The 23,540-nt window shown below is 35.1% G+C and carries 21 protein-coding genes and 1 pseudogene; 11 read left to right on the forward strand and 11 right to left on the reverse strand.

Annotated elements, in window-relative coordinates; genetic code table 11:
- The 8 genes and pseudogenes from J3U13_RS09865 to J3U13_RS09900 all read left to right on the forward strand — a co-directional run.
- A pseudogene (locus tag J3U13_RS09865) lies at window positions 1-974 on the forward strand (hypothetical protein); the annotation flags it as partial.
- Window positions 949-1,704 carry a hypothetical protein gene (locus tag J3U13_RS09870; protein ID WP_267341809.1) on the forward strand — a complete coding sequence of 252 codons (756 nt, stop codon included), beginning with the start codon at window positions 949-951 and terminating at the stop codon, window positions 1,702-1,704. The pseudogene J3U13_RS09865 and the gene J3U13_RS09870, both read left to right, overlap by 26 nt.
- A gap of 115 nt (window positions 1,705-1,819) precedes the next feature.
- The gene (locus J3U13_RS09875; protein ID WP_267341811.1) at window positions 1,820-2,191 is read left to right on the forward strand and encodes a hypothetical protein; all 372 of its coding nucleotides are present in this window, start codon (window positions 1,820-1,822) and stop codon (window positions 2,189-2,191) included.
- A 178-nt stretch (window positions 2,192-2,369) separates the two neighbouring features.
- Window positions 2,370-2,927 (forward strand): hypothetical protein, encoded by a 558-nt coding sequence (locus J3U13_RS09880; protein ID WP_267341813.1) that lies wholly within the window; start codon window positions 2,370-2,372, stop codon window positions 2,925-2,927.
- A 90-nt stretch (window positions 2,928-3,017) separates the two neighbouring features.
- Complete coding sequence (locus J3U13_RS09885) at window positions 3,018-3,521, forward strand: hypothetical protein (RefSeq protein WP_267341815.1); 504 nt, start codon at window positions 3,018-3,020, stop codon at window positions 3,519-3,521.
- Between the two features lie 304 nt (window positions 3,522-3,825).
- Window positions 3,826-4,983, forward strand: a complete 1,158-nt coding sequence (locus J3U13_RS09890; protein WP_267341817.1) for a hypothetical protein — start codon at window positions 3,826-3,828, stop codon at window positions 4,981-4,983.
- Between the two features lie 17 nt (window positions 4,984-5,000).
- The gene (locus tag J3U13_RS09895; protein WP_267341818.1) at window positions 5,001-5,690 is read left to right on the forward strand and encodes a hypothetical protein; all 690 of its coding nucleotides are present in this window, start codon (window positions 5,001-5,003) and stop codon (window positions 5,688-5,690) included.
- 69 nt (window positions 5,691-5,759) lie between these two features.
- Window positions 5,760-6,788, forward strand: a complete 1,029-nt coding sequence (locus tag J3U13_RS09900; protein WP_267341819.1) for a DUF6708 domain-containing protein — start codon at window positions 5,760-5,762, stop codon at window positions 6,786-6,788.
- Between the two features lie 505 nt (window positions 6,789-7,293).
- Here J3U13_RS09900 and J3U13_RS09905 read toward each other — a convergent pair.
- The 6 genes from J3U13_RS09905 to ilvG all read right to left on the reverse strand — a co-directional run bounded on the left by J3U13_RS09905 (window position 7,294) and on the right by ilvG (window position 15,268).
- A complete protein-coding gene (locus J3U13_RS09905) occupies window positions 7,294-8,274 on the reverse strand; it encodes a Gfo/Idh/MocA family protein (protein WP_267341821.1) in 981 nt (326 codons plus the stop codon).
- 461 nt (window positions 8,275-8,735) lie between these two features.
- Window positions 8,736-10,277 (reverse strand): threonine ammonia-lyase, biosynthetic, encoded by a 1,542-nt coding sequence (gene ilvA, locus J3U13_RS09910; RefSeq protein WP_267341822.1) that lies wholly within the window; start codon window positions 10,275-10,277, stop codon window positions 8,736-8,738.
- Between the two features lie 2 nt (window positions 10,278-10,279).
- Window positions 10,280-12,130: a dihydroxy-acid dehydratase gene (gene ilvD / locus J3U13_RS09915; protein ID WP_267341823.1), complete on the reverse strand. Its 1,851-nt coding sequence runs from the start codon at window positions 12,128-12,130 to the stop codon at window positions 10,280-10,282.
- 128 nt (window positions 12,131-12,258) lie between these two features.
- Window positions 12,259-13,188, reverse strand: a complete 930-nt coding sequence (locus tag J3U13_RS09920) for a branched-chain amino acid transaminase (RefSeq protein WP_267341825.1) — start codon at window positions 13,186-13,188, stop codon at window positions 12,259-12,261.
- A 169-nt stretch (window positions 13,189-13,357) separates the two neighbouring features.
- Window positions 13,358-13,588, reverse strand: a complete 231-nt coding sequence (gene ilvM, locus J3U13_RS09925; protein WP_267341827.1) for an acetolactate synthase 2 small subunit — start codon at window positions 13,586-13,588, stop codon at window positions 13,358-13,360.
- A 3-nt stretch (window positions 13,589-13,591) separates the two neighbouring features.
- Window positions 13,592-15,268, reverse strand: a complete 1,677-nt coding sequence (gene ilvG / locus J3U13_RS09930) for an acetolactate synthase 2 catalytic subunit (protein WP_267341828.1) — start codon at window positions 15,266-15,268, stop codon at window positions 13,592-13,594.
- A gap of 919 nt (window positions 15,269-16,187) precedes the next feature.
- Here ilvG and J3U13_RS09935 point away from each other — a divergent pair.
- The 3 genes from J3U13_RS09935 to J3U13_RS09945 all read left to right on the forward strand — a co-directional run bounded on the left by J3U13_RS09935 (window position 16,188) and on the right by J3U13_RS09945 (window position 18,635).
- Window positions 16,188-17,075: an SDR family oxidoreductase gene (locus J3U13_RS09935; RefSeq protein WP_267341829.1), complete on the forward strand. Its 888-nt coding sequence runs from the start codon at window positions 16,188-16,190 to the stop codon at window positions 17,073-17,075.
- 140 nt (window positions 17,076-17,215) lie between these two features.
- Entirely contained in the window at window positions 17,216-17,743 is a 528-nt protein-coding gene (locus J3U13_RS09940; RefSeq protein WP_267341831.1) for a hypothetical protein, read from the forward strand.
- Window positions 17,744-18,212: 469 nt separating this feature from the next.
- Window positions 18,213-18,635 carry a hypothetical protein gene (locus J3U13_RS09945; RefSeq protein WP_267341835.1) on the forward strand — a complete coding sequence of 141 codons (423 nt, stop codon included), beginning with the start codon at window positions 18,213-18,215 and terminating at the stop codon, window positions 18,633-18,635.
- Between the two features lie 79 nt (window positions 18,636-18,714).
- Here the strand turns inward: J3U13_RS09945 and J3U13_RS09950 are convergent, their stop codons facing one another.
- The 5 genes from J3U13_RS09950 to J3U13_RS09970 form a co-directional block, all read right to left on the reverse strand.
- Window positions 18,715-19,950 carry an MFS transporter gene (locus J3U13_RS09950; protein ID WP_267341836.1) on the reverse strand — a complete coding sequence of 412 codons (1,236 nt, stop codon included), beginning with the start codon at window positions 19,948-19,950 and terminating at the stop codon, window positions 18,715-18,717.
- Between the two features lie 185 nt (window positions 19,951-20,135).
- Entirely contained in the window at window positions 20,136-21,251 is a 1,116-nt protein-coding gene (locus tag J3U13_RS09955; RefSeq protein ID WP_267341837.1) for a cupin domain-containing protein, read from the reverse strand.
- Window positions 21,241-22,026, reverse strand: coding sequence for a YchF/TatD family DNA exonuclease (locus tag J3U13_RS09960; RefSeq protein ID WP_267341838.1), 786 nt, complete (start codon window positions 22,024-22,026; stop codon window positions 21,241-21,243). Before J3U13_RS09960 ends, J3U13_RS09955 begins: the two co-directional genes overlap by 11 nt.
- A gap of 12 nt (window positions 22,027-22,038) precedes the next feature.
- On the reverse strand, window positions 22,039-23,217 hold the full coding sequence (gene lapB / locus J3U13_RS09965) for a lipopolysaccharide assembly protein LapB (protein WP_267341840.1): 1,179 nt from the start codon (window positions 23,215-23,217) through the stop codon (window positions 22,039-22,041).
- A 5-nt stretch (window positions 23,218-23,222) separates the two neighbouring features.
- Window positions 23,223-23,534 carry a LapA family protein gene (locus J3U13_RS09970; protein WP_267341841.1) on the reverse strand — a complete coding sequence of 104 codons (312 nt, stop codon included), beginning with the start codon at window positions 23,532-23,534 and terminating at the stop codon, window positions 23,223-23,225.
- Window positions 23,535-23,540: the final 6 nt, after the last annotated feature.

Consider the following 23,540-nt stretch of genomic DNA (forward strand, 5'->3'; position numbering starts at 1 on the left):
TATTGGGCATAATAAATGGGTTAGAAGATAAGTATAAATTATGGGAAAAAACCAAAGAAAAAGCGACAAAAATGCTGTGGTGGGATGATGTCGCTAAAGGATTAGCTAAGCAAAGTCAACAGACAGAACAAAGTGACACTGAAACAGAAAAAGATAAAACAGAAGACAGCTCAAAGCAACAAACCGAAACATCATCAACGCCTGCCACTTTAAGTCAAAATGGTAAAGTTTGGTTTATGCACCCGATTGCAATACAGATGTTTAAACGATGTTATTGTAATCGGGATTTTGATGTTAACGATATTGAAATGATAGTTAAACAGTTAAGGCAATCAGCTGGTTTAAATACTTTAGAGTTGTTTTCAAAAAAGAATTGTAAATTAGATAATAAAGATAAAACTTATCAACGTTTTACTGAAGAATTAAATCAAATGATGAAAAAATATAATATTAATACATGTATAAGGAAAATACACTTTATAGCTCAATCTTTTGTAGAGTCTGATAAATTTCAAACTTTAAAAGAATATGGTGAAAGTTTTTCATATGATCCTTGGAGAGGTAGAGGAATAATTCAACTAACCCATGCTGGAAATAAAAATGGTACTATAGGATATAAACAATATTTTAACTTTTTGGGTAAGTTTGATTTTGAAAAAGATTACGAAGTATTAAATAGTGATTTACATATTGCAATAGATGTGGGAGGTTATTTTTGGACAAGAGGAAAATTGCTAGATAAAGGAGAATATCTTAAAAGTAGTACCAAACTAAATGGAGAATGGCAATATTATAAAAAAACCAAAATGGCTAATTATACCACAATAGATATTAATATAGTCGCTGATCGAGATCATGTGGAGCAGGTAACATATTTAGTTAATGGGGGATACAATCATTTAAATGAGCGTATTAAATACACAAACAAATTAAAAGAGATTTTTGATTATGATGAATGTATCAATAAAATTTAAACTAATATTATTTGTCTTTTTGATTGTTTTCTTTAGGTATTCATATGCTGAGAAATTGACATTTAATATTAATCACAATGTGATTAATAAGGCAATTATTGATACAGAAAATAAAAGGAATGTAATTGAACTTTATCATAATAACAATTTGATTACAAAAATCCCTAGTTTTGATGAAGATGGTGGCAATCGTTTTGAGAGATTATTAACTCGTTATGATGAAAATAATTTAATAAGAGTAATTACATCTTTTCCTGATAGAGGGTATTTCAAAATTTATTATGATATAGGTTTAGATAAAAATACTAATTTATATATGCTTAATAAAGTAAGCTATGAAACACAGGAATGGTCATCAAACGGAAAATTCACAGTAAAATATTGTTATAGCCACATTAAAATTAATTTGGATAGTTTCTTCAATAACGATGAGTTATTTGGTGAAGTAAGGCCTACATTTGATGGGTGGAAAAATGGTAAAGAAAAAGGTCATTGTGTTAAGGGTAATATTAAAATTAATTATGAAAATGCTTATAATTTAGTCATGAAGTCTTATTTATTCAATAATCCCAATATGAATAAACAAACAAAAATGTATTTAATTAAAGGTGATGTAGTTCATTTATTGACGAAGAATAATGAATTTTATCATATTGAGTATACTACATCGAAAAATAAAATCATAAAAAAATGGCTTCATTGTTCAGCTATTGATGCTTGTATTTATTGATAAAAATGAAAACCCTTAAATCTTAATTGCTTTACTAGTAAATTATAAAAGTGAATGGTATGAAGAGCTGGATGCAGAAGGAAAGCGACCGGAATGGGAAGCATTAAACAGTGAAATGACCGATGATGCGGAAAACTATTTGGGTTATATAAAAGACGGCGATGAAGCAAAACGTGATGCATATGTTAGTAAGATGGACGCAAGCAAAAAAGAATCAATAAAACAAGGCTTAGAACAACAAAAAAGAGATTATCAACGTTTTCCAGATGGTTATGAAGATGCACCCGAAAAGAAATTGACACAAGGACAATTAGCTTTATATGGCAAAATACAAGCATTAGAAAAGCAGCAGACACAACAAAGTGATGCGACCACTGAAAACAGTAAAACATCACCCCCCTCAACTAAACAAACTGAAACTTCATCAACACCTGCCACTTTAAGTCAAAATGGTAAAGTTTGGTTTATGCATCAGTTGCCCTTATGAATTACTTTAAATTTAAAGCAGGCATTGTGACATATCATATCTATCAAGATGGAAAAATCGAAAAGCATATACATGAAACATACTCCCTGGTTTTGAGCGAAAATATAAATATGTCTATCATGATAAGAATAAAAAAATACATGAGTTAGGTATTTTTACTGTTCATGTGACTAAGGCTATGGCAAGAGGAAATATTCCACAAGCACAAAACGTGGAATTAATTAATGTTAAGGAATTTGAAAATGGTTACATTTCTTCTGATGGTAGTGTTAAAGCAAAATTTGCAACATTTAATAGTGATCATCATAGATGGTATATAAATCCTAGTTGTTTTGCTGGGTTGCTCGGCGCTATGTTAGAACTAAATGCTGATTATTTAGGCTTTAACGGATTTAGCACTCATGACGCTAAATCTGTAGAGAGCAAATCTCATATAAATGGGATTGCAGGCGACCTAAGGTATATATCAGAAAAGAGAAATGGTGAGCCAATGTTGCTATCTTATTCAACTTTTGATTTTGATGAGCAAGAAAAATTTAATACTGCATTATATAAATTTGGTTGGGCTAGAACGTCGTTAATGTATTCGGAATATCTTACATATAAGAAACAATCAAATACTTTACTTAAATATACAAAACATATGAAAAAAGATCCGCCAAATGGATATAGATATCATCATCATTTACATATATGCGGTTTTGATTTTAACTTAATTATAAATGTACAGGATTAAAAATGATCAGATTTCCATTTTTCTATATATGCATTTTATTAGTCTCGTTCTTTTCTTTTGCAGAAGATAAAAATCTTAATAATATCCTTTATGAATTTAAAGGATATTCAAAAAAAAACATCTTCCTATCATTCTTTGAAAGACTTTTTTGCGGATAATAATCAAATATATGATGAAAAAAATCCATTGAATGCGCTTTATGATCCCAATACACCTTTATTAAGCATGGTTGATCATAGAAAACCTTACACAGGTGAAGCTATATTATTTAAAAAGCTTCTGCTTGATAACAAGCTAAATGTGTTCCTTTTTGCTTATTGGGATCGTAATGATCAAGATTCATATTATAACCTTCCAACTCTTGAATTACAGATTTTTGATAAGAGTAATCAACTGATTAGCAAAATGATTGTTGTGGATGGTGCACAAGCAGAGTGCTCAATCAATAAAAGAACACGTATTTATAAAAATAAGAAATTTGAAATAATAGAATCAGAATATTGCATTGATATAGAAACAGACAAGCTTATGACTGAACAACATAAGGTAAGTTATTATTTAATTGATAATATGGGTAATATTAATTTTGAATAACGATTATGACAAAGTTTAAATTAGACTAATCAAAGGCATTTTTCATCACCTTTATTCTTCTATATTAAATAATATTCTAATAAAAATACAATATTAATCAAAGCGTTAAATAAAGCATAAATAACATAGGAGATTGAAAAAATGGTTAGAAGATTACAGCACTGCGATGCAGAAATTTATTTTTAATAAATAATTAGTTGTTAACCCTAATACACCAGATGATGGATATGTTTCTTATATTCCTCACTATAAAAAATTAATCACTCTTGGCGGAGAAAATGGTAAGGATTTACACAATAATCATATGCACTTTGAAAACTTTCTAAAAAAACAGCAAGGGGTTGCCATAGTCGTTAATGATGCCATTGGTATTACCCAAAGTTTAAATAATCGGTATCATCAAGCACTTGAACACCAGATGAAACCATGGATGGAACACAAGGATTCAGAAGGCATATCCAACGAACACCGTTTAATTGTCTACCGCCAGCTATTAGGTTTTAAACAATCTTTTCATAACCATCGAATCAGGCAACTAATCAAGCACAATAAACAGTGGGAAAAGGTTGCAAATTGGGGTAACGACAAAATCCCCCTTCCTGCAATTGGTGATCTATCGAATAATAAAAGTCGGGAAATATTTCAAAATGCCGAAGAAGCCTTAATCAAGCAAAAAACGGAAGAACTGTCTGAAAAAGAGTTTCAAAAATTCTATTGGGATCGCCTATCGCAAGACAAATTTAAACGTTTTGAACAAGAATTCAATGAACGAAGCCAAAGTGCCGAACAACTTGCCGAAAAACGTGCTGATGATTACTTAAAGTGGTTAAAATCGCATCAATTAATCTCGGCACTAGACTTATATGATGATACCATTCCGCTAGACGGAATCATGTTTCAATTACAAATGGGGGTTTGCTTGTGTGGTGCAAGTGGATCATCAAAAGTCAGAAAAGTGTTAGACGAATGGTGGCTTGAACCGCAAGTGACTCTGACCAACTTATGTATGCGAACCTACCTATTTAACAACAAAGCGTTAATCGCCGATATTAACGAATACTTGGATATTCAACAAAACATAGCGATTAATGAGTCTGCTGATAATAATAGCAATCAGCCAAATGTCGATAAAGCGATTAACTTACTCAACAAATTGACTAAACATGTTAATCGGACTGGGTCGGTTATCAATCAGATAGCGGATCGCGGTTTTCCAATAGCATTGTTATCGGTTCCCTTTGCTGATCTTGTCAGAAGTTTTTTAAGAGTCACGACTCAAAAATTTAATCAAACAATTCAAAACCGCCTAGGCAACTTAATTTTTGCTAAAATTAGTGAGAAGGCATTAGAAATGTATGACTCGGGCTATAATATCAACGGGCATTCTTTTACAGCCATCCCGAAACGAGGCGCACGACAAATCACCCGACTTGCCATCAAAATTTCAACCATGCCGATTTAGTCAATACCAAAATCGCCATGATCGTATTTGCATTTAGTAGTTACGAAACACTCAAAAAAATAATAAATGGCAAACGGGAATTAGCCGAATTAACCGCATCCCTAATGGCAAGTGCAGCAGCGGGCACGCAAATCCTGACCAGTGCGATCAAAAGTTGTATCGAAGGTAACCCAACATCAAAAACTGCTACCGTAACCTATAATGCGTTTGGGCGATTATTTTTATGGTCGACGAGTTTTGCGTTGATGACTGGGGGAGTATCTACTGTTTTGGATTTTTTAGATGGTAATAAAGCCGTTAGCCAAGATAATTATAATATTGCAATGGCTTACTATGTAAAATCACTTGCAACTTTTTCCCTTAGTATTTCTCAATTTGTAGCTGCTTTAGGTGCATTAGTGCCATGGTTTGATAATATTATCACAACCAGTATTGAACGGACTTTTTGGGTAAATGTAGCTGAAGTCGGGATAGTCATCGGTCGCTTTGCCATTGGTCGAGCTGCGGCAGTGTGGCTGGCGGCAATTAATTTTTACGCGTCTATGATTATTATTGTGGTCAGTGTCTACCTGATTATTTTTGATGATAATGCCATGCAAAAATGGTTTGATCGCTGCTGTTTTAGTAAGGACCTTGAACGTAAAAAATTTAAAGATTTAGGCGACGAACTCACCGAATGGCATCAAGCACTACAGGAGACTTTTTAATATGTACGCAGGCGAATTTTTATTATGGTTTGGTAACGCCATGAAATCCGAAACCCCAAAAAATTAAAAATGGGCTATAACCATGCCGATATGACACTCAAAGAGGTGCAAAAAGACTATACCCAAGAATCGGTCAGTGATAATCCCAGACCAATAGGACCTTACTACGCTTATAACGATCGCTATTTAGAAATTCGAGGCGGAATGTTTGAAAATTTTCGAGGGATTCTAACTTGGATATCTTTACTTGTTTTTTTTATTCCTTTTAGTTCAGGGTTTTACTGTGTTGATAGCTTTCTAATATTATATTTTGACGAAACAAATAATGCTGTTGGGCATGTTATATCAATAATTTTTTATTCAATTATTTTTTTACCAACATCATATTTATGTTTCCGCTATTTCCGTTATATCTATCGTTTTGAACTCTTCACCATACGCCATATTCGGGTACGCTTTAATCGGGTGACAAGGCAAGTCTATATTCAGCGCCCTAAATATTGCGGTGGCACAGTAGTGTTTAAATGGGAACATATTATGCCATCGAACTTTGGCGAGAGCGGCTCGGATATGGGCGGCACCAATATGGTCAATTTAATGACCTTTCACCCGTATAAAACCGGTTTTCCGATAGCGCACTCAGTGGGCATTGGCAAAAACACCTATAATCCACAAGACTATAAAGACGAATGGGAATTTATCCGCCGTTATATGGAGCATGGACCGGATACTCTACCTAAACCCCGTTTAAGCACCCATTTACCGATGCCTTTCCACGGTTTTAGTGGTCATGTAAGCCCGATGATTCACGCAGCAAAAAATGCGCCTACTTTTTGGATGTATATTTTATTAATCCCGGTATTTTTAATTTTATTGCCGTTTTATACTGTGGGTTACTTTATTTCGGAATGTTTATGCTGGCAACCCCGTTGGTCAAAAGTGATTCGTCAAGCCGGCAAACCAGGCAAACCAATCCCGAAAGAAACCACCTTAGCGGACTACCCCCCAAAAGTACAACAAGCCATATTAGAAAGCCGTTTAGAATGGGGCGTACGTGACGAAAAGACAGGCAAATGGGTAGATTATGGCAATGGTTAAAATCACAATGCGAATGAATCATAATAAAAACACAAGGACATAAGGTAAGGACATAAGAAAAATGTACGTAGGCGAGTTTTGCATTTTGTAGTTGAATGTGATAAGAATAAAAAAACAAACGGTATACACTCCTAAATTTTTTTTACAAACATGCTTTAAACGTTTATGTAAGATTGCAATTCCGCTTTTTAATGAATATGTGATTGATCTTTCGTATTAATTTTAAATTTAATCAAATTCCAAAATTGAAATTTTTGGTGAAGGATTTTTATCCCTTCTATTGTTTATTTGTTTTTTTCTTCTTGTATAAGTATATAAGTGTTAAATGTATTACCATAAAAGCCAGGTTGACCCATTTCTCAAGATTCTTTTAAATGTTCGCTCATCGTTTTCATAATGACTTTTAGTTTTGCCATTGTGCATTACTTAAAAAGGGATAATCCATATTTTGGAGAGCGTAAAGGATAGTGGCAATTTTGTTATTTTGAAATCTATTTTTTAAATTTTAAGTTTTATCAGATGGAAATGTTACGCTAATTTGTTTTCTTATTTCGGTTAGTATTGCTGATGACATTAATGAGTAATGTAAAGCTTTATGATTGATTTGCCTTTGTTGATAAAGTTTGGCAAATGCCAGTGCTTCATAATACATTTCGTTGCTGTTTTGCTTAAGCGTTATTTCTTGTCGTTTCCCTTGTCTTGGTTGATAAAAAACTTCTTCACAGCACGATAAATGGTTGATGATTAATGCACCATCCTCACCTTGTATCTCACTTGGAATATAGGAGTTAGTGACTTTAGAGTGCCAAATAATAATATCAAAATCATCATAGTTTAGTTGAACCGTACCATGGGCATCAACCCCGGTATCAAGCCGTGAACCACTGGCGATTATCCTATTAGGTTTTTTCCATAACCCTATTGCAAAATTAAGTGGATAAACGCCAATATCCATGATCGATCCATTTGAAAATTGAGGATTAAAGGTATTGGGATTTTCACCGTTTAAATAATTAGGATAACGTGATGAATATTGACAATAATTCAAAAATACTTTGTGTATCTTTCCTAATTTGGGTAGAAAGTTTTGGATTAATTGATAATTAGGTAGGTAATAGGTTTTTAACGCTTCGAAAATAATTTGATGATGTTGTCTTGCGATATCTAATAATTTTTGGGTTTGTCGCAAATTTGAGGTTAATGGTTTTTCGCAAATTACATCTTTGTTGTTTTTTAACATCAATTGTGCTTGAGCAAAATGTAGTGAATTGGGACTAGCAATATAAACTACGTCAATATTGCGATCATTAGCTAATTGAGTTAAATCATCATAAAAAGTTTCAACATGATATTTTTGCGCAAACTGCCGCGCTTTATTTATATCTCGTGAATAAATTGCAGTGAGTTGATATTGACCCGTTTGCAGTGCTGCATCAATGAATTTTTCTGTGATCCAGTTGCTACCTATTGTTGCGAATTTAATCATAATGTCCTTGGTTAACCTAAGATTGTTGTGTTGAACATTGTTTTTATACCTACCATCCAAAATTTTTTCGTATGAAGAAGTTTTTTCATACTGAATCATTAAAAAATGATACCCTTTGATGGATTAGTTGTACGCAGTGATTAATTAGGATAAATTTTTTCTTTAATTCACCATGCTTACTAATGATTGTTATAATTTATCAAAATTGATTGTCTTACTATGCGCTCAATTTTTGAGATTATCAATAGTGCCAAAGTGATCGTTTTGTTCTTTTTTTTGTCAGGAAAATCAGTTTGTTATTTTGTACTTATTGGAGTTTTGAACTCGTTACTTACTTAGTTGAAAAACTGGATTTTGCGTTTTATTCATCAACACGATTTTGCTGATTAAATAGAGTCAGATGAATAACATTTTTTAAAAAATGGCTAATCAATATGTCAAATGAATAGCCATGATTCACATTAATGCTGATGTGTTAAAAATAGTTTTAATGATGGGTTTTGCGTTTCATTGTGGAAACCATAACCTAATTTGGTAAGATGTTTGTCAAATTCTTGTGTTGCTGTTTTTGTGATTTCAAATGCCGCAAGCACCCGACCATAATCTGTCCCATGGCTACGGTAGTGGAACATGGAGATATTCCAATTGGTGCCTAATGTTTGTAAAAATTTAAGTAATGCACCTTGAAATTCAGGGAATTCGAAGCTATACATTTGTTCTTGTATTGGTTTACACGGTTTACCTCCAATCATATAGCGAACATGCAGTTTTGCCATTTCGTCTTCCGATAAATCAACAATCGAATATCCGGCAGCCGTTAATTCTTGTAGTATGTCGTCCTTTTCACTGCTTTTAGATATTCTAACACCAACAAAAATACAGGCCGATTTGTCGTCATGATAACGGTAGTTAAATTCCGTTACTGAACGTCCACCTAATAACTGACAAAAAGTTAAAAAACTCCCTTTTTTTTCAGGAATAGTGACGGCTAATAAGGCTTCACGTTTTTCACCAAGTTCACAACGTTCGGAAACGTAACGCAAATTATGGAAGTTTAAATTTGCACCTGACAAAATATGTGCTAGGTTTTCACCACGAATGTTATGTTGTTCAACATATTTTTTTAGCCCAGCTAGTGCTACGGCGCCCGAAGGCTCGGCAATAGCGCGTACGTCATCAAACAGATCTTTGACCGCAGCGCAAATTTCGTCGCTATTAACGATGACAATATCATCGATGTATTGCTGGCAAAGTCTAAATGTTTCATCGCCAATGCGTTTAACCGCTACACCCTCAGCAAACAATCCAACGCGAGTTAAATCAACCGGATGACCTGCATCAAGCGCTGCTTTTAAACAGGCTGCATCAGCAGGTTCTACCGCAATCACTTTGATTGATGGCATAATTTGTTTGATTAATACCGCAATGCCTGCGGCTAACCCACCACCACCAACTGGCACAAAAATGCGATCAAGTTTAGCATTTTGCTGAAGTAATTCCATAGCGATACTGCCTTGCCCAGCAATTACCTGTGGATGATCAAAAGGTGGTATAAAAATGCGATTTTGTTCCTTGGCAAGTAGCATTGCTTTGGCTTTGGCTTCGTCAAAATTAGCACCATATAAGAGCACTTCACCACCAAATCCTTTGACTGCTTCAACTTTAATGTCTGCTGTGGTTAACGGCATGACAATCAGTGAATTGATACCTAATTTGGTTGCTGAAAAAGCCACACCTTGTGCATGATTACCCGCAGATGCAGCAATTACGCCGCATTTGCGTTGATCTTCGCTCAGACTGGCAATCATTGCTTGCGCGCCACGGATTTTGAAACTGTGGACTAATTGTCTATCTTCGCGTTTTACAAAAATGTGGTTTTCTATTCTCGACGAAAGTTTTTCCATCTTTTCAAGAGGTGTGACATCTGCCACATCATACACAGCGCTACAAAGGGTTGCCTTTAAATAATCAGCACCAGTAAGTTTGTCATGTTTTTGTTTCACAGTTAGCCACCTAATTTGTTTTTATCACGAACTGCACCTTTGTCTGCGCTTGTTGCTAAACTGGCGTAGGCTTTTAGTGCATATGACACATAACGGTTTCGATTATGTGGTGTATAGGCTTTATCGCCACGTGTGAGTTCTGCAACGCGTCGACGTTCAAGCTCATCATCCGGTACATCTAAAACTAATTTACGGTTAGGAATGTCAATGTCAATAATATCACCATCACGTACGAGTCCAATTACGCCACCATTGGCGGCCTCTGGTGAGATATGCCCAATAGATAAACCGGATGATCCACCGGAAAAACGACCATCTGTAATCAGTGCGCAAGCTTTGCCAAGTCCCATTGATTTTAAGTAACTGGTAGGGTAAAGCATTTCTTGCATACCAGGACCACCTTTTGGACCTTCGTAAATAATCACTACAACATCGCCAGCAATCACTTTACCACTTAAGATTGCATCGACCGCATCTTCTTGACTCTCAAATACTTTGGCTGGTCCGCGGAACACTAAGTTTTCGGCTGCGACACTGGCGGTTTTAACAATAGCGCCATCTTGAGCGACATTTCCATACAGTGTGGCTAGTCCACCATCTTGGCTATAAGCGTGTTCTTTATCGCGGATACAGCCGTTTTCGCGGTCATCATCAAGCGTATCCCAATAGCAATCCTGTGAAAATGCTTGGGTAGTACGAATGCCAGCAGGTCCACTGCGATACATTTTTTTTACTGCTTCATCTGTAGTTTGAGTTATGTCATATTTTTCGAACGTTTCTTGAAGTGTAAGACCAAGTACGTTACGAACATTACGGTTAAGCAATCCAGCTTTATCCAGTTCAGACATAATTGATACAACACCACCGGCTCGATGGACATCTTCCATATGATATTTGGCGGTACTTGGTGCAACTTTACATAAATGCGGCACTTTACGTGATAATCTGTCAATATCCGACATGGTAAAGTCGATTTCACCTTCTTGTGCGGTGGCGAGTAAATGCAATACGGTGTTGGTTGAACCGCCCATGGCAATATCTAATGACATAGCATTTTCATAAGCCGCTTTGGTGGCAATTGAGCGGGGCAGATAAGAGGCATCATCGTGTTCATAATAACGCTTAGTGATTTCAACAATTCGTTTAGCAGCCTTTAGAAAAAGTTGTTCACGTTGTTTGTGAGTTGCAACAAGTGATCCGTTGCCTGGAAGTGATAGCCCTAACGCCTCAGTCAAACAGTTCATGGAATTGGCTGTGAACATGCCAGAGCAAGAACCGCAGGTTGGACAAGCGGATTGTTCAATGGCTTCGCTATCAGCATCACTGACATTTGGGTTAGCACTTTGAATCATGGCATCAACCAGATCAAGTTTGATGATCTGATCAGATAATTTTGTTTTACCTGCTTCCATTGGTCCCCCCGATACAAATACGGTTGGAATGTTCAGACGAAGCGATGCCATTAACATACCAGGGGTGATCTTGTCACAATTTGAAATACAAATCATAGCATCAGCACAGTGAGCATTGATCATATACTCAACAGAGTCAGCAATTAATTCACGTGATGGTAATGAGTAGAGCATACCGCCATGACCCATAGCAATACCGTCATCTACTGCAATAGTGTTAAATTCTTTGGCAATGCCGCCCGATGCTTCAATTTGTTTGGCGACCAGTTGTCCTATGTCTTTTAAGTGGACATGACCTGGTACAAATTGTGTAAATGAGTTGACCACCGCAATGATGGGTTTACCAAAGTCTTCATTTTTAACGCCCGTTGCACGCCATAATGCACGGGCTCCAGCCATATTCCGACCTTCGACGGAGGTTGCTGAACGATATTTAGGCATTTCTTGCTCCCAAGTTTTTTATTATGCAAGTTACGATACTATCCAGTTTTTGTTTTGTATAACGCGAAAAAGTAAATGTCGTTTAAAAAAAGATCCACCGAACTAACCGGCGGACTTTAGTTGTTTGATTATTTAACTGGATCTAACCAACCATATTTATCTTCAGTTTCACCATTGAATAAGCCAAAGAATGTTTGTTGAATTTGTTTGGTGATTGGACCACAGCGGCCAATACCAATTTTAATACGATCAACACTGCGAACAGGAGTAATTTCAGCTGCGGTCCCTGTCATAAAGACTTCGTCAGCTAAATAGAGTGATTCACGAGACAGTGTTTGTTCACGTACTTCGATTCCTAGATCGCGTGCAAGGGTTATGATCGCATCGCGGGTGATCCCTGGGAGCGCTGAGGATGATAGTACCGGTGTAAATAATATACCATCTTTAACGATAAATAAGTTTTCGCCAGAACCTTCAGAAAGTTGACCATTTACGTCTAACGCAATGCCTTCCTGAAAGCCATTAGCGCGCGCTTCTGAACCGATGAGCAGTGATGATAAGTAGTTACCACCGGCTTTTGCTGCGGCTGGAATGGTGTTTGGTGCAAAACGATGCCATGATGATACCATAGCATCAATACCTTGTTCTAAGGCATCTTCACCAAGATAGGCACCCCATGGAAATGCTGCAATCATGACATCACTTTTATAACCTGCTGGTGGAATAACACCCATGCCAACATCGCCAATAAAAACTAATGGACGAATATATGCACTTTCTAAATTATTCTTTTTGATTATTTGGCGGGTAGCTTCCATAATTTCTTCAAGAGAATAAGGGACAGGAAAACGATAAATTTTGGCTGAGTTTAATAATCTTTGTGCATGTTCTTTATGGCGAAATATCGCTGGTCCTTTATGTGTATTATAGCAACGTACACCTTCAAACACAGATGTCCCATAATGCAGTACATGTGACATTACATGCACTTTAGCATTTGCCCATGGAACCATTTCCCCATTAAACCAAATATAATCCGATTTTGCTGTAGTACCCATTTTTTGTTTTCCTCTTAAATTTTACTTTTGTTTAGCATGTATCTTGCTTTATGCTTTTATCAATGAAACGTCAAACATTATACAATACTTTGTTGTTTGTTTAATAACTAAAATATCGACATATTTTAATTTAACTTTTTGTTTTAACGATAAATTATCGGTAAGGATTTCATTCAATTGAAAGCACATCTGCTAATTTTGCAACTTGGTTTTGTAACATTGAAAGTTCTCTTTCAATAGTTAATCTGAGTGTCAAAATCAGTAAATTATTTTCAATAGTTTGCATTTGCATGGATTCAATGTGCCCACCGCGATGACGTACAACACGTAAAATACGTTCTAATGTACCCAAGTTATCGTAAGCCTTTATCGTTAATTGGTGTTGTATTTGTTGATTCATTCCTTACTCCTTGCAACTTTTATCGAGCATATTTTCGTTGGCAGCGCCAGGTGGTACTAGTGGCCATACGTTTTCTAGTTCATCGATGCGTACGTGCAATAAATATGCACCAGACGCATTAAACATATTATTCAGTGCAGCATTGATTTGAGATTTTTTTGTGATTGTTTCACTAGGAATATCAAATGCTTTGGCTAAAATTAAAAAGTCAGGGTTATCCGATAAGTTGGTTTCACTGTATCTTTCGTTAAAAAAGAGTTCTTGCCATTGACGAACCATGCCTAAGCGTTGATTATCAATTAAGACTATTTTTATCGGTAATTTTTTACGCTTTATAGTGGTTAATTCTTGTACGTTCATCATAAATGACCCGTCACCTGAAATACAGATTACACAATCGTTGGGGCGAGCCATTTGTGCCCCAATCGCTGCCGGTAAACCAAATCCCATCGTACCTAGTCCACTTGAGGTAATAAAGTTTTGTGGATGATTAAAACACATATGTTGGGCGGTCCACATTTGATGTTGACCCACATCGGTAGTGATAATGGTGTTGGCTGACTTACGATCAGAAATGATTTTTAATAATGCTGGTGCGTAAATGGCTTCACCTGGGTGATCATAACGAGTTGGATGTTGTACTTTTAAATCATTTACTCTTTTATGCCATGCCTCGATTGATACAGTTTGAGTAAGTAACGGTAAAACCTGCTTAATATCAGCCTGTAAACCTAAATGTGTTTGGCGTAATTTGTTAATTTCGGCTTGATCAATATCGACATGGATCACTTTTGCGTGACGGGCAAATTCATTCAGTTTACCTGTAACTCTGTCATCAAATCGTACACCTAATGCAATCAGTAAATCACACTCTTGTACGGCTAAATTGGCCGCTTTAGCACCATGCATACCAATTAAACCTAAATAATAAGGGTTATTGGCATCAGCAACGCCCAATCCTTTTAAAGTTGAAACACTCGGAATGTGAGTCAATGACATAAAATCTTTTAATTCTGATATGGCGCCTGAAAGTCCAACACCACCACCAATATAAAGCATTGGCTTTTGGGCTTGAGCGATCATTTGTTTGGCGAGTTTTATTGCTTCAGGAGAGACAGTAAATAATGTTGATTTATCAGGAGTGTTGTTTAGTGAAGAAGTCGTTAAATATTGTTGATAATCTAAATTGGCAAGCTGTACATCTTTCGGAACGTCAATTAAAATTGGTCCAGGCCTGCCGGAGTTGGCTAAATTAAATGCCTCTTCTAATGTATTGGGCAATTGTTTCGCATCATTTATTAAATAGCTATGTTTGGTGCAAGCTAAGGATAATCCTAAAACATCAACTTCTTGAAAAGCATCTGTACCAATTAGATTCGTTGGCACTTGACCGGTTATGGCAACAATAGGTACAGAATCAATTAATGCATCAGCAAGCCCAGTTATGATGTTGGTCGCACCAGGACCTGATGTGGCAATGCATACCCCTGTTTTCCCTGTTGAACGAGCATAACCAATTGCCGCCATCGCCGCACCTTGTTCATGGCGACATAATACATGTTCAATACCTCCATCATACAAGGCATCATAAAGAGGCATAATTTGTCCACCAGGATATCCAAAAACGGTGGTAACGCCTTTTTCTTTTAAGGTTTTTACTATCCACTGTGTTCCTAACATTTATTCCTCACTTGTTCTTTTTTGCCCAATTATTGTTATAAAAAAAACCCCGCTATTTGGAGCGGGGTTTTTGATTTTATGTATAAACATATTTTTGATTCAAAAACGCCCCCGCGTTGGAATAATGACCACGCTGACAATGTTGATAAGGACGTTTTTGAGTGAAAATTTCATAATAGGTATTGATTAACTTTTTTGTTATTTTAAAAAATTTATTCTAAACAAAATACTCGTTTTAAAAAAAAATTCAACTTTTTTTTTCGTTTTTATAACGTGTTAGAAATGAATTGTGAAAAAGTTTGAGGTTAACTATACGTTTCAGTATAAAAAGAGATTTGATAGATTGCTCAGACCAGTTAATGGATATGCGCATTTTATCATTGTTTAAGGATAGGATTGACAATTAAGTATGCAATTATGGTTGAGTAAGAAAATACAAATATCAATAATGAAGCTAGCTCGGCAACCCATGATTAAAGCCGTTTTAATTGTTGTAAAAATAGTTACTCGTATTCATGTTTATCCTAAATCAAATTATGAATACAAAATTTGTTATAACTAGCTTAGTTAAAATTAATTTGTTAAACTGGGTCAGGTGCGAGATTAAGAAACACTCATGGCTTTGGTAATACTACTTTCAGTGACCGCTCCAAGCCAATCAAGGAATGCCACCTTTAATGATACATTACCTCTTTTTATTAATTTGGTTAAATAGAAGGAGGATGACATTAAGCAACACAATTAAGCTTTAAGAAACAAATATTCAAACTTTATAGTCATTAAATATAATTTATTGAATTAATTGGTTATTTTAAAGATATAAAATAGGCTTAACAATAGGATTTTGTAATTACTAATTGATTTTATTTAAGTTATATTGAATTTGTGTACAAATGCATAGCTAACTTAGGAGAAAATAATGAGTAAACAAATTTGTAATCCTCTTACTAAATACCATCATGGTAAATTCCCAAAACAAAAACAAGCAGCACCAGCCCTACAGTGTGAAATGGATCCGATTCCTGATTGTGGTGAAAAAACTTACCAAGGTCATGGTCGTTTAGAAGGTCGCAAAATGTTAGTGACGGGGGGGGATTCAGGTATTGGACGGGCTGCCGCTATTGCTTATGCAAAAGAAGGTGCCGATGTGGCAATAAATTATCTTCCTTATGAACAAAAAGATGCCGAAGATGTTGCTAAAATTATTGAAGCCGTTGGTCGTAAAGCGGTATTAATTCCTGGTGATTTAAGTGATGAAGCGTTTTGTAAAAAATTAGTTGACCAAGCACATCAAAAATTAGGGGGGTTAGATAATTTAACGCTCGTTGCAGGTAAGCAAACCGCTGTGGAAGATATTATGGAACTTACCACAGAGCAAATTAAAAAAACGTTTGAAATTAATGTTTTTTCACTTTTCTGGGTCACTAAAGCTGCTTTAGGTTATTTAAAACCTGGTTCAACGATTATTACCACCTCCTCTGTTCAAGCTTATCAACCAAGTGGCAATTTATTAGACTATGCCGCAACTAAAACAGCCATTATTGCTTTTACTCGTGGTTTAGCTAACCAATTAAGTAGCAAAGGCATTCGTGTCAACTGTGTAGCACCAGGACCGGTTTGGACCCCATTACAAATCTGTGGTGGCCAACCGAGTGAAGTTATCCCTGAATTCGGTAAACAAACACCATTACAACGTGCTGGACAACCGGTTGAACTTGCCGGAGTATATGTACATTTAGCCTCTGAAGAGTCTAGTTATACTACAGCTGAAACGTATGGCGTTACAGGTGGTATGCACATTAATTAATCAATATTGATTACAGTAAAAAGGCTTGAAAAAGTCTTTTTACTGGTTAGATAAGTAATCATTTATGTTAAATTAACCTACTATTATGCAAAATTTTAATAGTAACTATTATGGAACTTATAACCAATAAGGGCAAAATAATGAGAACTTTTAAAGTAATAACTTTGGCAATGATGGGATTTTTTTTAGTAAATTGTGATAATTCAAAACCAACAGCCGATAATATCAAAGAACAAGTTACGCAAACGAGTTCAAAGGTTAGTGATAAAGTATCAGAATTATATGAACAAACAAAATCTGCAACTCAAGATGCACTTAATAATCTAAAAGATGGTAATTATAGCCTTGCTCAAGATGCCATAATAAAAGGTATAAATTTAAAATTACCTTTAGATGTTGATCAACATTCAACTTTGGTCGATGTAACAAAAATGAACGATATTATTAGTTATCAATATGATTTAAAAGGCATAACGAAAGATGAGTTACAAACAGAAGGCAATCAAAGAAATATTTTAAATAGTTTGCGTACGCTTTATTGCAGTAAGGATGCGACGATGAATGCTATAAAATTAGTCTTTCCAAATGGTGCAAGTCATAATTATTACCTAAATGGGGAAAAAGTTTTGACCCTTGATTTAAAACCTAGTGATTGTGATGCTAAGTAATTTTTCAGCTATTAATCATGGTTAATAAAAGGGCCTTTTAAAGCCCTTTTATTTCAATTAGTAACGATAATGACATTGTTTTGTTCAAAATCGAATCATTATGATAAGCAAATAATTTTTTCAATGCGTTATAGGTAAAATTCCATTTAAATTTGTCTTTAAATAAGGTACAAAGTGCGTGCAATTTTTATTTTTAGCCTATCGTCAATACTGATTGAGTTTTAGCCACTGTTTTGTACAATAAGGTAAACATTTTTTAAAAAATTGGGATGTTTTTTTGTGATCCTTCTAATTTAAAACAATTTTTAGCTGGTTATGGTTTATTGATTGAAGTTAACCCGTACTATAATAATATGTTGCTTTTCGCGTAGGATTTTTAGTGAAATGAATAAAAACTATGTTGTATCTACCTAAATATAATGAATAAAATATTTGATAGCATTGGAATATGAATCATTGAGGAATGAATATGACAGTTATAAAAATAACAGCGTGCGTTTTTATAAGCTTAGGATTGTTTGGTTGTGATAACAGTGAAAAAACAAAAGAAAATGAAGAAGAAAAGCTTACTCAAACACAAGATATGATCATTAGTGAGGCGAAGAAATCTCTTCCTTATCAAGTTGATTTAGTCACTACTTTGGTTGATGTATTTAAAGATGATAATTCGATTAATTATCGATATAGTATTAAAGTATCTAAAAACCAATTGCACATGTCTGAAACAGAAAAATTGACGACCGAAAATTTGAAAAATATTTATTGCACGGATAATCAGCAAATTAAAGAGTTTCGAGATGCTTTTCCAAATGGTGCTGTCCATAATTATTATATTAACAACGAAAAAATATTTAGCATCAAATTAACGCCTGATTCATGTAATGTTAACTAAAATGGGTGTTTATTTATTTTAAACGATTATCAATATTGTGGGTTTTAACAGGGCAGTAGCCCTGTTTAGATTGATTATCTTATTCTAAAGCCTTACCTTTCGTTTCTGGTATTAAAAATACGAAAGCAGCAGCAGACAATAGATAGGTAGCTGATAATAGGGCTAGTGCGTAGCTAATTGAATACACAGTAGCAAAATAAGCAATGAGAACTTGCGATATACCCGCAATTCCTCGTCCTACATTAAAAATAATATTTTCAGCACTTGAACGGGCATCGGTTGGGTAATGTTCGGCCAGTAAGGCTCCGTATCCTCCCATCATCCCATTAACAAAAAAGCCAATTGCTGAACCAAAGATAATTAATATCAGCATATCCGTTTGTTGGAAATAGAACCATATAGAAATTGCTGATATTAAAAGGAAGGTAATATAAGAAGGGCGACGTCCAAATTTATCGCAAAGCCAACCAAAAATTAAAATACCTAATGACATACCAATGGTGGTTGAAATTGTCCAATACACTGTATCTTTAAAAGGTAATTTTAGTTCAGAAGCAATCATATTTGGCATCCAAACCATCAAACCATAAAACCCAAAATTTTGTACAGCACATGCAATAGTTAAACCAATCGTGGTTGCAGTGGTTTTTGGTGTTTTAAATAATTTACCAATTGCAATTTCATTTTTATTTTGATCTTTTAAATTTTGCCAAATTTCGGGCTCTTTTAAACCTTTTCGAGTCCAAGCAACAAACAGGGCTGGTAACACTCCAACAGCAAAAGCCCAGCGCCAACCATAAGCTTCACCCACAAAGTTGACGGTTAACGTGGAAAGGATAATACCTGCTTGAAAACCTAACGCAACAATTGATGTTGCTCGTGAGCGCTTGTTCTTTGGCCAACTTTCTGATACTAAGGTCATACCAATCCCAAATTCACCACCAAGACCTAAACCACTTAAAAAGCGGAAAATCAAGAAGCATTCATAATTAGGTGATATGGCACATAATCCGGTAAATAAAGAGAAGATTAATATAGTCCATGAAAAGACGCGTACTCGACCATATTTATCCGCTAATACGCCAAATAAAATGCCACCTAACACCGCACCAAGCAGGGTTACAGATGTTAACGTTCCTAGATCGGTTTTGGATAAATTAAAGGTAACCGAAATAAGGCTAAAACAGACACCTAAAATCATCATATCCATGCCATCTAATGCATAACCGACAGTCGATGCGAAAAGTGTTTTCTTTTGATAGAGTGTTATTTGTTCACTTTCAACTTGCTTGACTGAGTTTGATTCAGTTTTCATGTATACCTCTAGTAATTGAAAATAGATTTTTGCTAAAATTTAACATTTTGTGATGTTTAATATGCCATTAAACGGAGGGTACTCTAAAGCGGGGCAAGTATATACTCAAAACTTATAAAAAGCCAAGTCTAAAGCTTAAAAAGGTTGTTTTATCCACCGATTTTATTATCGGCGGATAAATGATGTTATGATTCATCAATGAAATACCAATAACCTTTATTGACAAAATTAAGTAATACTTGTTGTGTTTCTTCACTTTGTAAATGTTCATAACCGAGTATTTCGTTTTGACAAAGCATATCAATAACGGACATAGGTAAATTTATTTTTTCACCATGAATGTAGCCAAAATCGCCAATTTTGAGAATTCGGATACTTGGCACACGAGATAATTGTGCACCTGTTTGTAAAATTGATTTGAATTCCTCATATTCATAAGGCGGTTCAACAGTAACAATATTGAGTTCCTGCATCGGTAAGGTAATGTGTTTACCAAACCAATCATTAAAAAGCTCAGGTGTCTTGATTAAATCAATGATTTGATTTTGTAATTTGGTTAATTCATACGGTTGTACTCGGTAGGGATCTTCAGGTAACTTTAAATTTGGATCTTGATAAAAAATACCCTTTGGTAAATTATCAATGATGTAATCAGCAAAGCCACTTAGCATTTCTTGTGAAGTTTGCGTTCTAAAACCAACAGAATAACTTAATGATTCACCTATTGATATCCCATTATGCGGAAAACCTATTGGAATATATAAAATATCGCCAGAAGTGATCTGTTCATCAATAATTGGATGATAATCTTCAACATGTAATAATGCTTTATGAGCACTGAATTGTCGATAATTAGAATTGCGATCGCCAACTTGCCAACGTCGGCATCCCATACCTTGAATAATAAAAACATCGTAATTATCGATATGTGGACCTACGCCAGCGCCTTGCGTAGCATAAGAAATCATGAGATCTTCAAACTGCCATTGTGGGATGCATTTAAATGGTTGAACTAAAGCTGCTGCTTGTTCGTGCCAGTGATCAACTGCTTGAACTAATAAACTCCAATGCTCCTCACCTAAGTGGCTAAAATCATCAAAAGGACCAAATTTTGCCTCCCATTTACCATTTTTGTTGGTCACAATACGGCTTTCGATCTCTTCTTCCATTGCCAATCCAGCAAGTTCATCAGGGGTGATGGGATCCAGAAAGTGACTGAATACTTGACGTAATATCACCGGTTTTTTTTGCCAATAGTTTGTTAAAAAATCGTCCCAATCAATATTCAATTTATTGTTCATTTAACACCCCTTGTAAGTTGAATAATTGACAAAAATTGTCGGTTGTTTGTTTGGCTATCACTTCTAAACTTACACCTTTTAATGCCGATAAATAAGAAGCGACTTTTCGCACATATGCTGGTTGGTTTTCTTTTCCTCGATAAGGGACAGGAGCAAGATAAGGCGAATCTGTTTCAACTAAAATACGGTCGAGCGGTACATATTTTGCTACTTCACGTAATGCTTCGGCATTTTTGAAGGTAATGATACCTGAAAATGAGATGTAAAAACCAATATCCAATAGCTGCTTTGCTGTCTCGATATCTTCTGTGAAACAGTGTAATACACCAGAATGGGCATGTTCCTCTTTTAGTATTCTTAACGTGTCTTGTTTTGCATTACGTGTATGAACAATCACAGGCTTATTGAGTTTTCGACCTAACCGAATGTGTTCTTTAAAATTTTCTTGTTGTAGTTCTAAATTGTCTTGCTGATAATAGTAATCAAGACCTGTCTCACCTAAAGCGACGACATTATCTTCTTGAGCTAAGCGTTGAAAGCGATTTGCGTCATATTTTTCATCCTCTAGATTGAGAGGATGAATGCCACATGAAAAGGAACATTGATTTTTAAATGGCATAAGTAGATGTTTCATTGCTTCATAGCCAGACAGTGTTGTTGCCACGCTTAAGCAATGTTTAACATCATTATTCATCGCTTGCTGTAAGACATCTTCAATGGTTTTATTTTTCAAATCTAAACTATCTAAATGACAATGAGAATCAATTAAAAACATAATAATCTCTTTTTATTTTTGGGAATGTTGTTCAAAATCACGGACGGGTTTTATTGTGGACCAGGAACGGCAAGCAGGGCATAACCAATAGATAGTATTCACGGTAAAACCACATTTTTGGCATCGATAATTCGGTACAGCTTTTATTTGCTCACCAACCATATTACGTAACAATAACAGGCTTTCTTTAGCTTTCCCTTGCTCTGCATCAGCTACATGGTAATCCATTAGACGGTAAAATCCTTTTAAATTAGGATGTTTTAATAACTCTCGATACATATAATATTGGGCTGAATCAAGACCTTTTTGTTTTTCAATAATGTCAGCTAACATGAGTTCAGCAACATTACCCGTGTCTTTATCAACACACAATTGTAAAAATTTTTGAAATTCGTCTTGTTTATTTAACTTGTGATAGCACTCATTTAAAAGAGGTAATGCTTCACCAATGAAGGCTTTATCTTGTTGTAAAATCTGTTTAAGTGATTCAATCGCTTCTTCTGTTTTATTTTGAACTAATAATATTCGACCTAACATTAATGATGTGCGTGCACAATTTGGATCTGTTATTGAAGATTTTTGTAATAAGTTGAACGCTTTATCAAGGTCATCATTGGCAATTGCAAGGGATGCTAACTCGCAATAAAATTGAGCTATGTATGTTTTGTATTTTTCGTTACCTAGCTTGACCAGTTTTGTTGCTGCATTAATTGCGTTAATCCATTCACTGGTGGATTGATAAATAATGATGAGTTGCTGTAGAGCATGTTGTTGAAAGTCTTCTTCATCGATAAGTTGTAAAAACATCTCTTCTGCACGATCGTAAAGTCCTGCTCCCATATAATCCCGACCCAATTGCTGAATGGCTAAAAGTCGTTGTTCAAATGTCAACGAAGAACTTTCCATTAATGCTTGATGAATTCGAATGGCTCTATCTATTTCACCTCGTGAGCGAAATAGGTTACCTAAGGTTAGATGAGCTTCAAGCGTGCCTTCATCTTCTTTAAGCATATCTAAAAATAGATCAACTGCCTTATCTTGCTGGTTAGACAAAAGAAAATTAAGACCATCTACATATTCGCGTGACAATCGATTAGATTGATTGATGTATTTTTGCTTTGCATTTCTGTCGCCCATATACCAGCCATAGGCGGCTGCAATAGGTAACAACAGAAATAACAGTTCAAACATAATATTTATTCTTGAGTATTTTTAGTTAAATTTAATTTTTGATGATCAGTTAGATTATCATCCATTTTTTTTTGTAACTTATTTAATTTTCGCTTAGTGGATGAATGTTGTAGCTTAGAAATTATGACAAAAATTCCTGTTAATATTGTACCTACAATAAAACCTGATCCAAAAAATATGGCCAAAAGAACCGATAACCGGAGTTCGGTTTTAGCAAACAAATAATTAAATGACACTACTTCACCATTAAATGAACCTAATGCAATAGAGATAGTGAAAATAATAGTTATTAATACAATGGATAGAACAAATTTCATAATAAT

Origin of the sequence: Gilliamella sp. B2887, from assembly GCF_026537015.1 — a bacterium.
In the GTDB taxonomy this organism is placed as follows: domain Bacteria; phylum Pseudomonadota; class Gammaproteobacteria; order Enterobacterales; family Orbaceae; genus Gilliamella.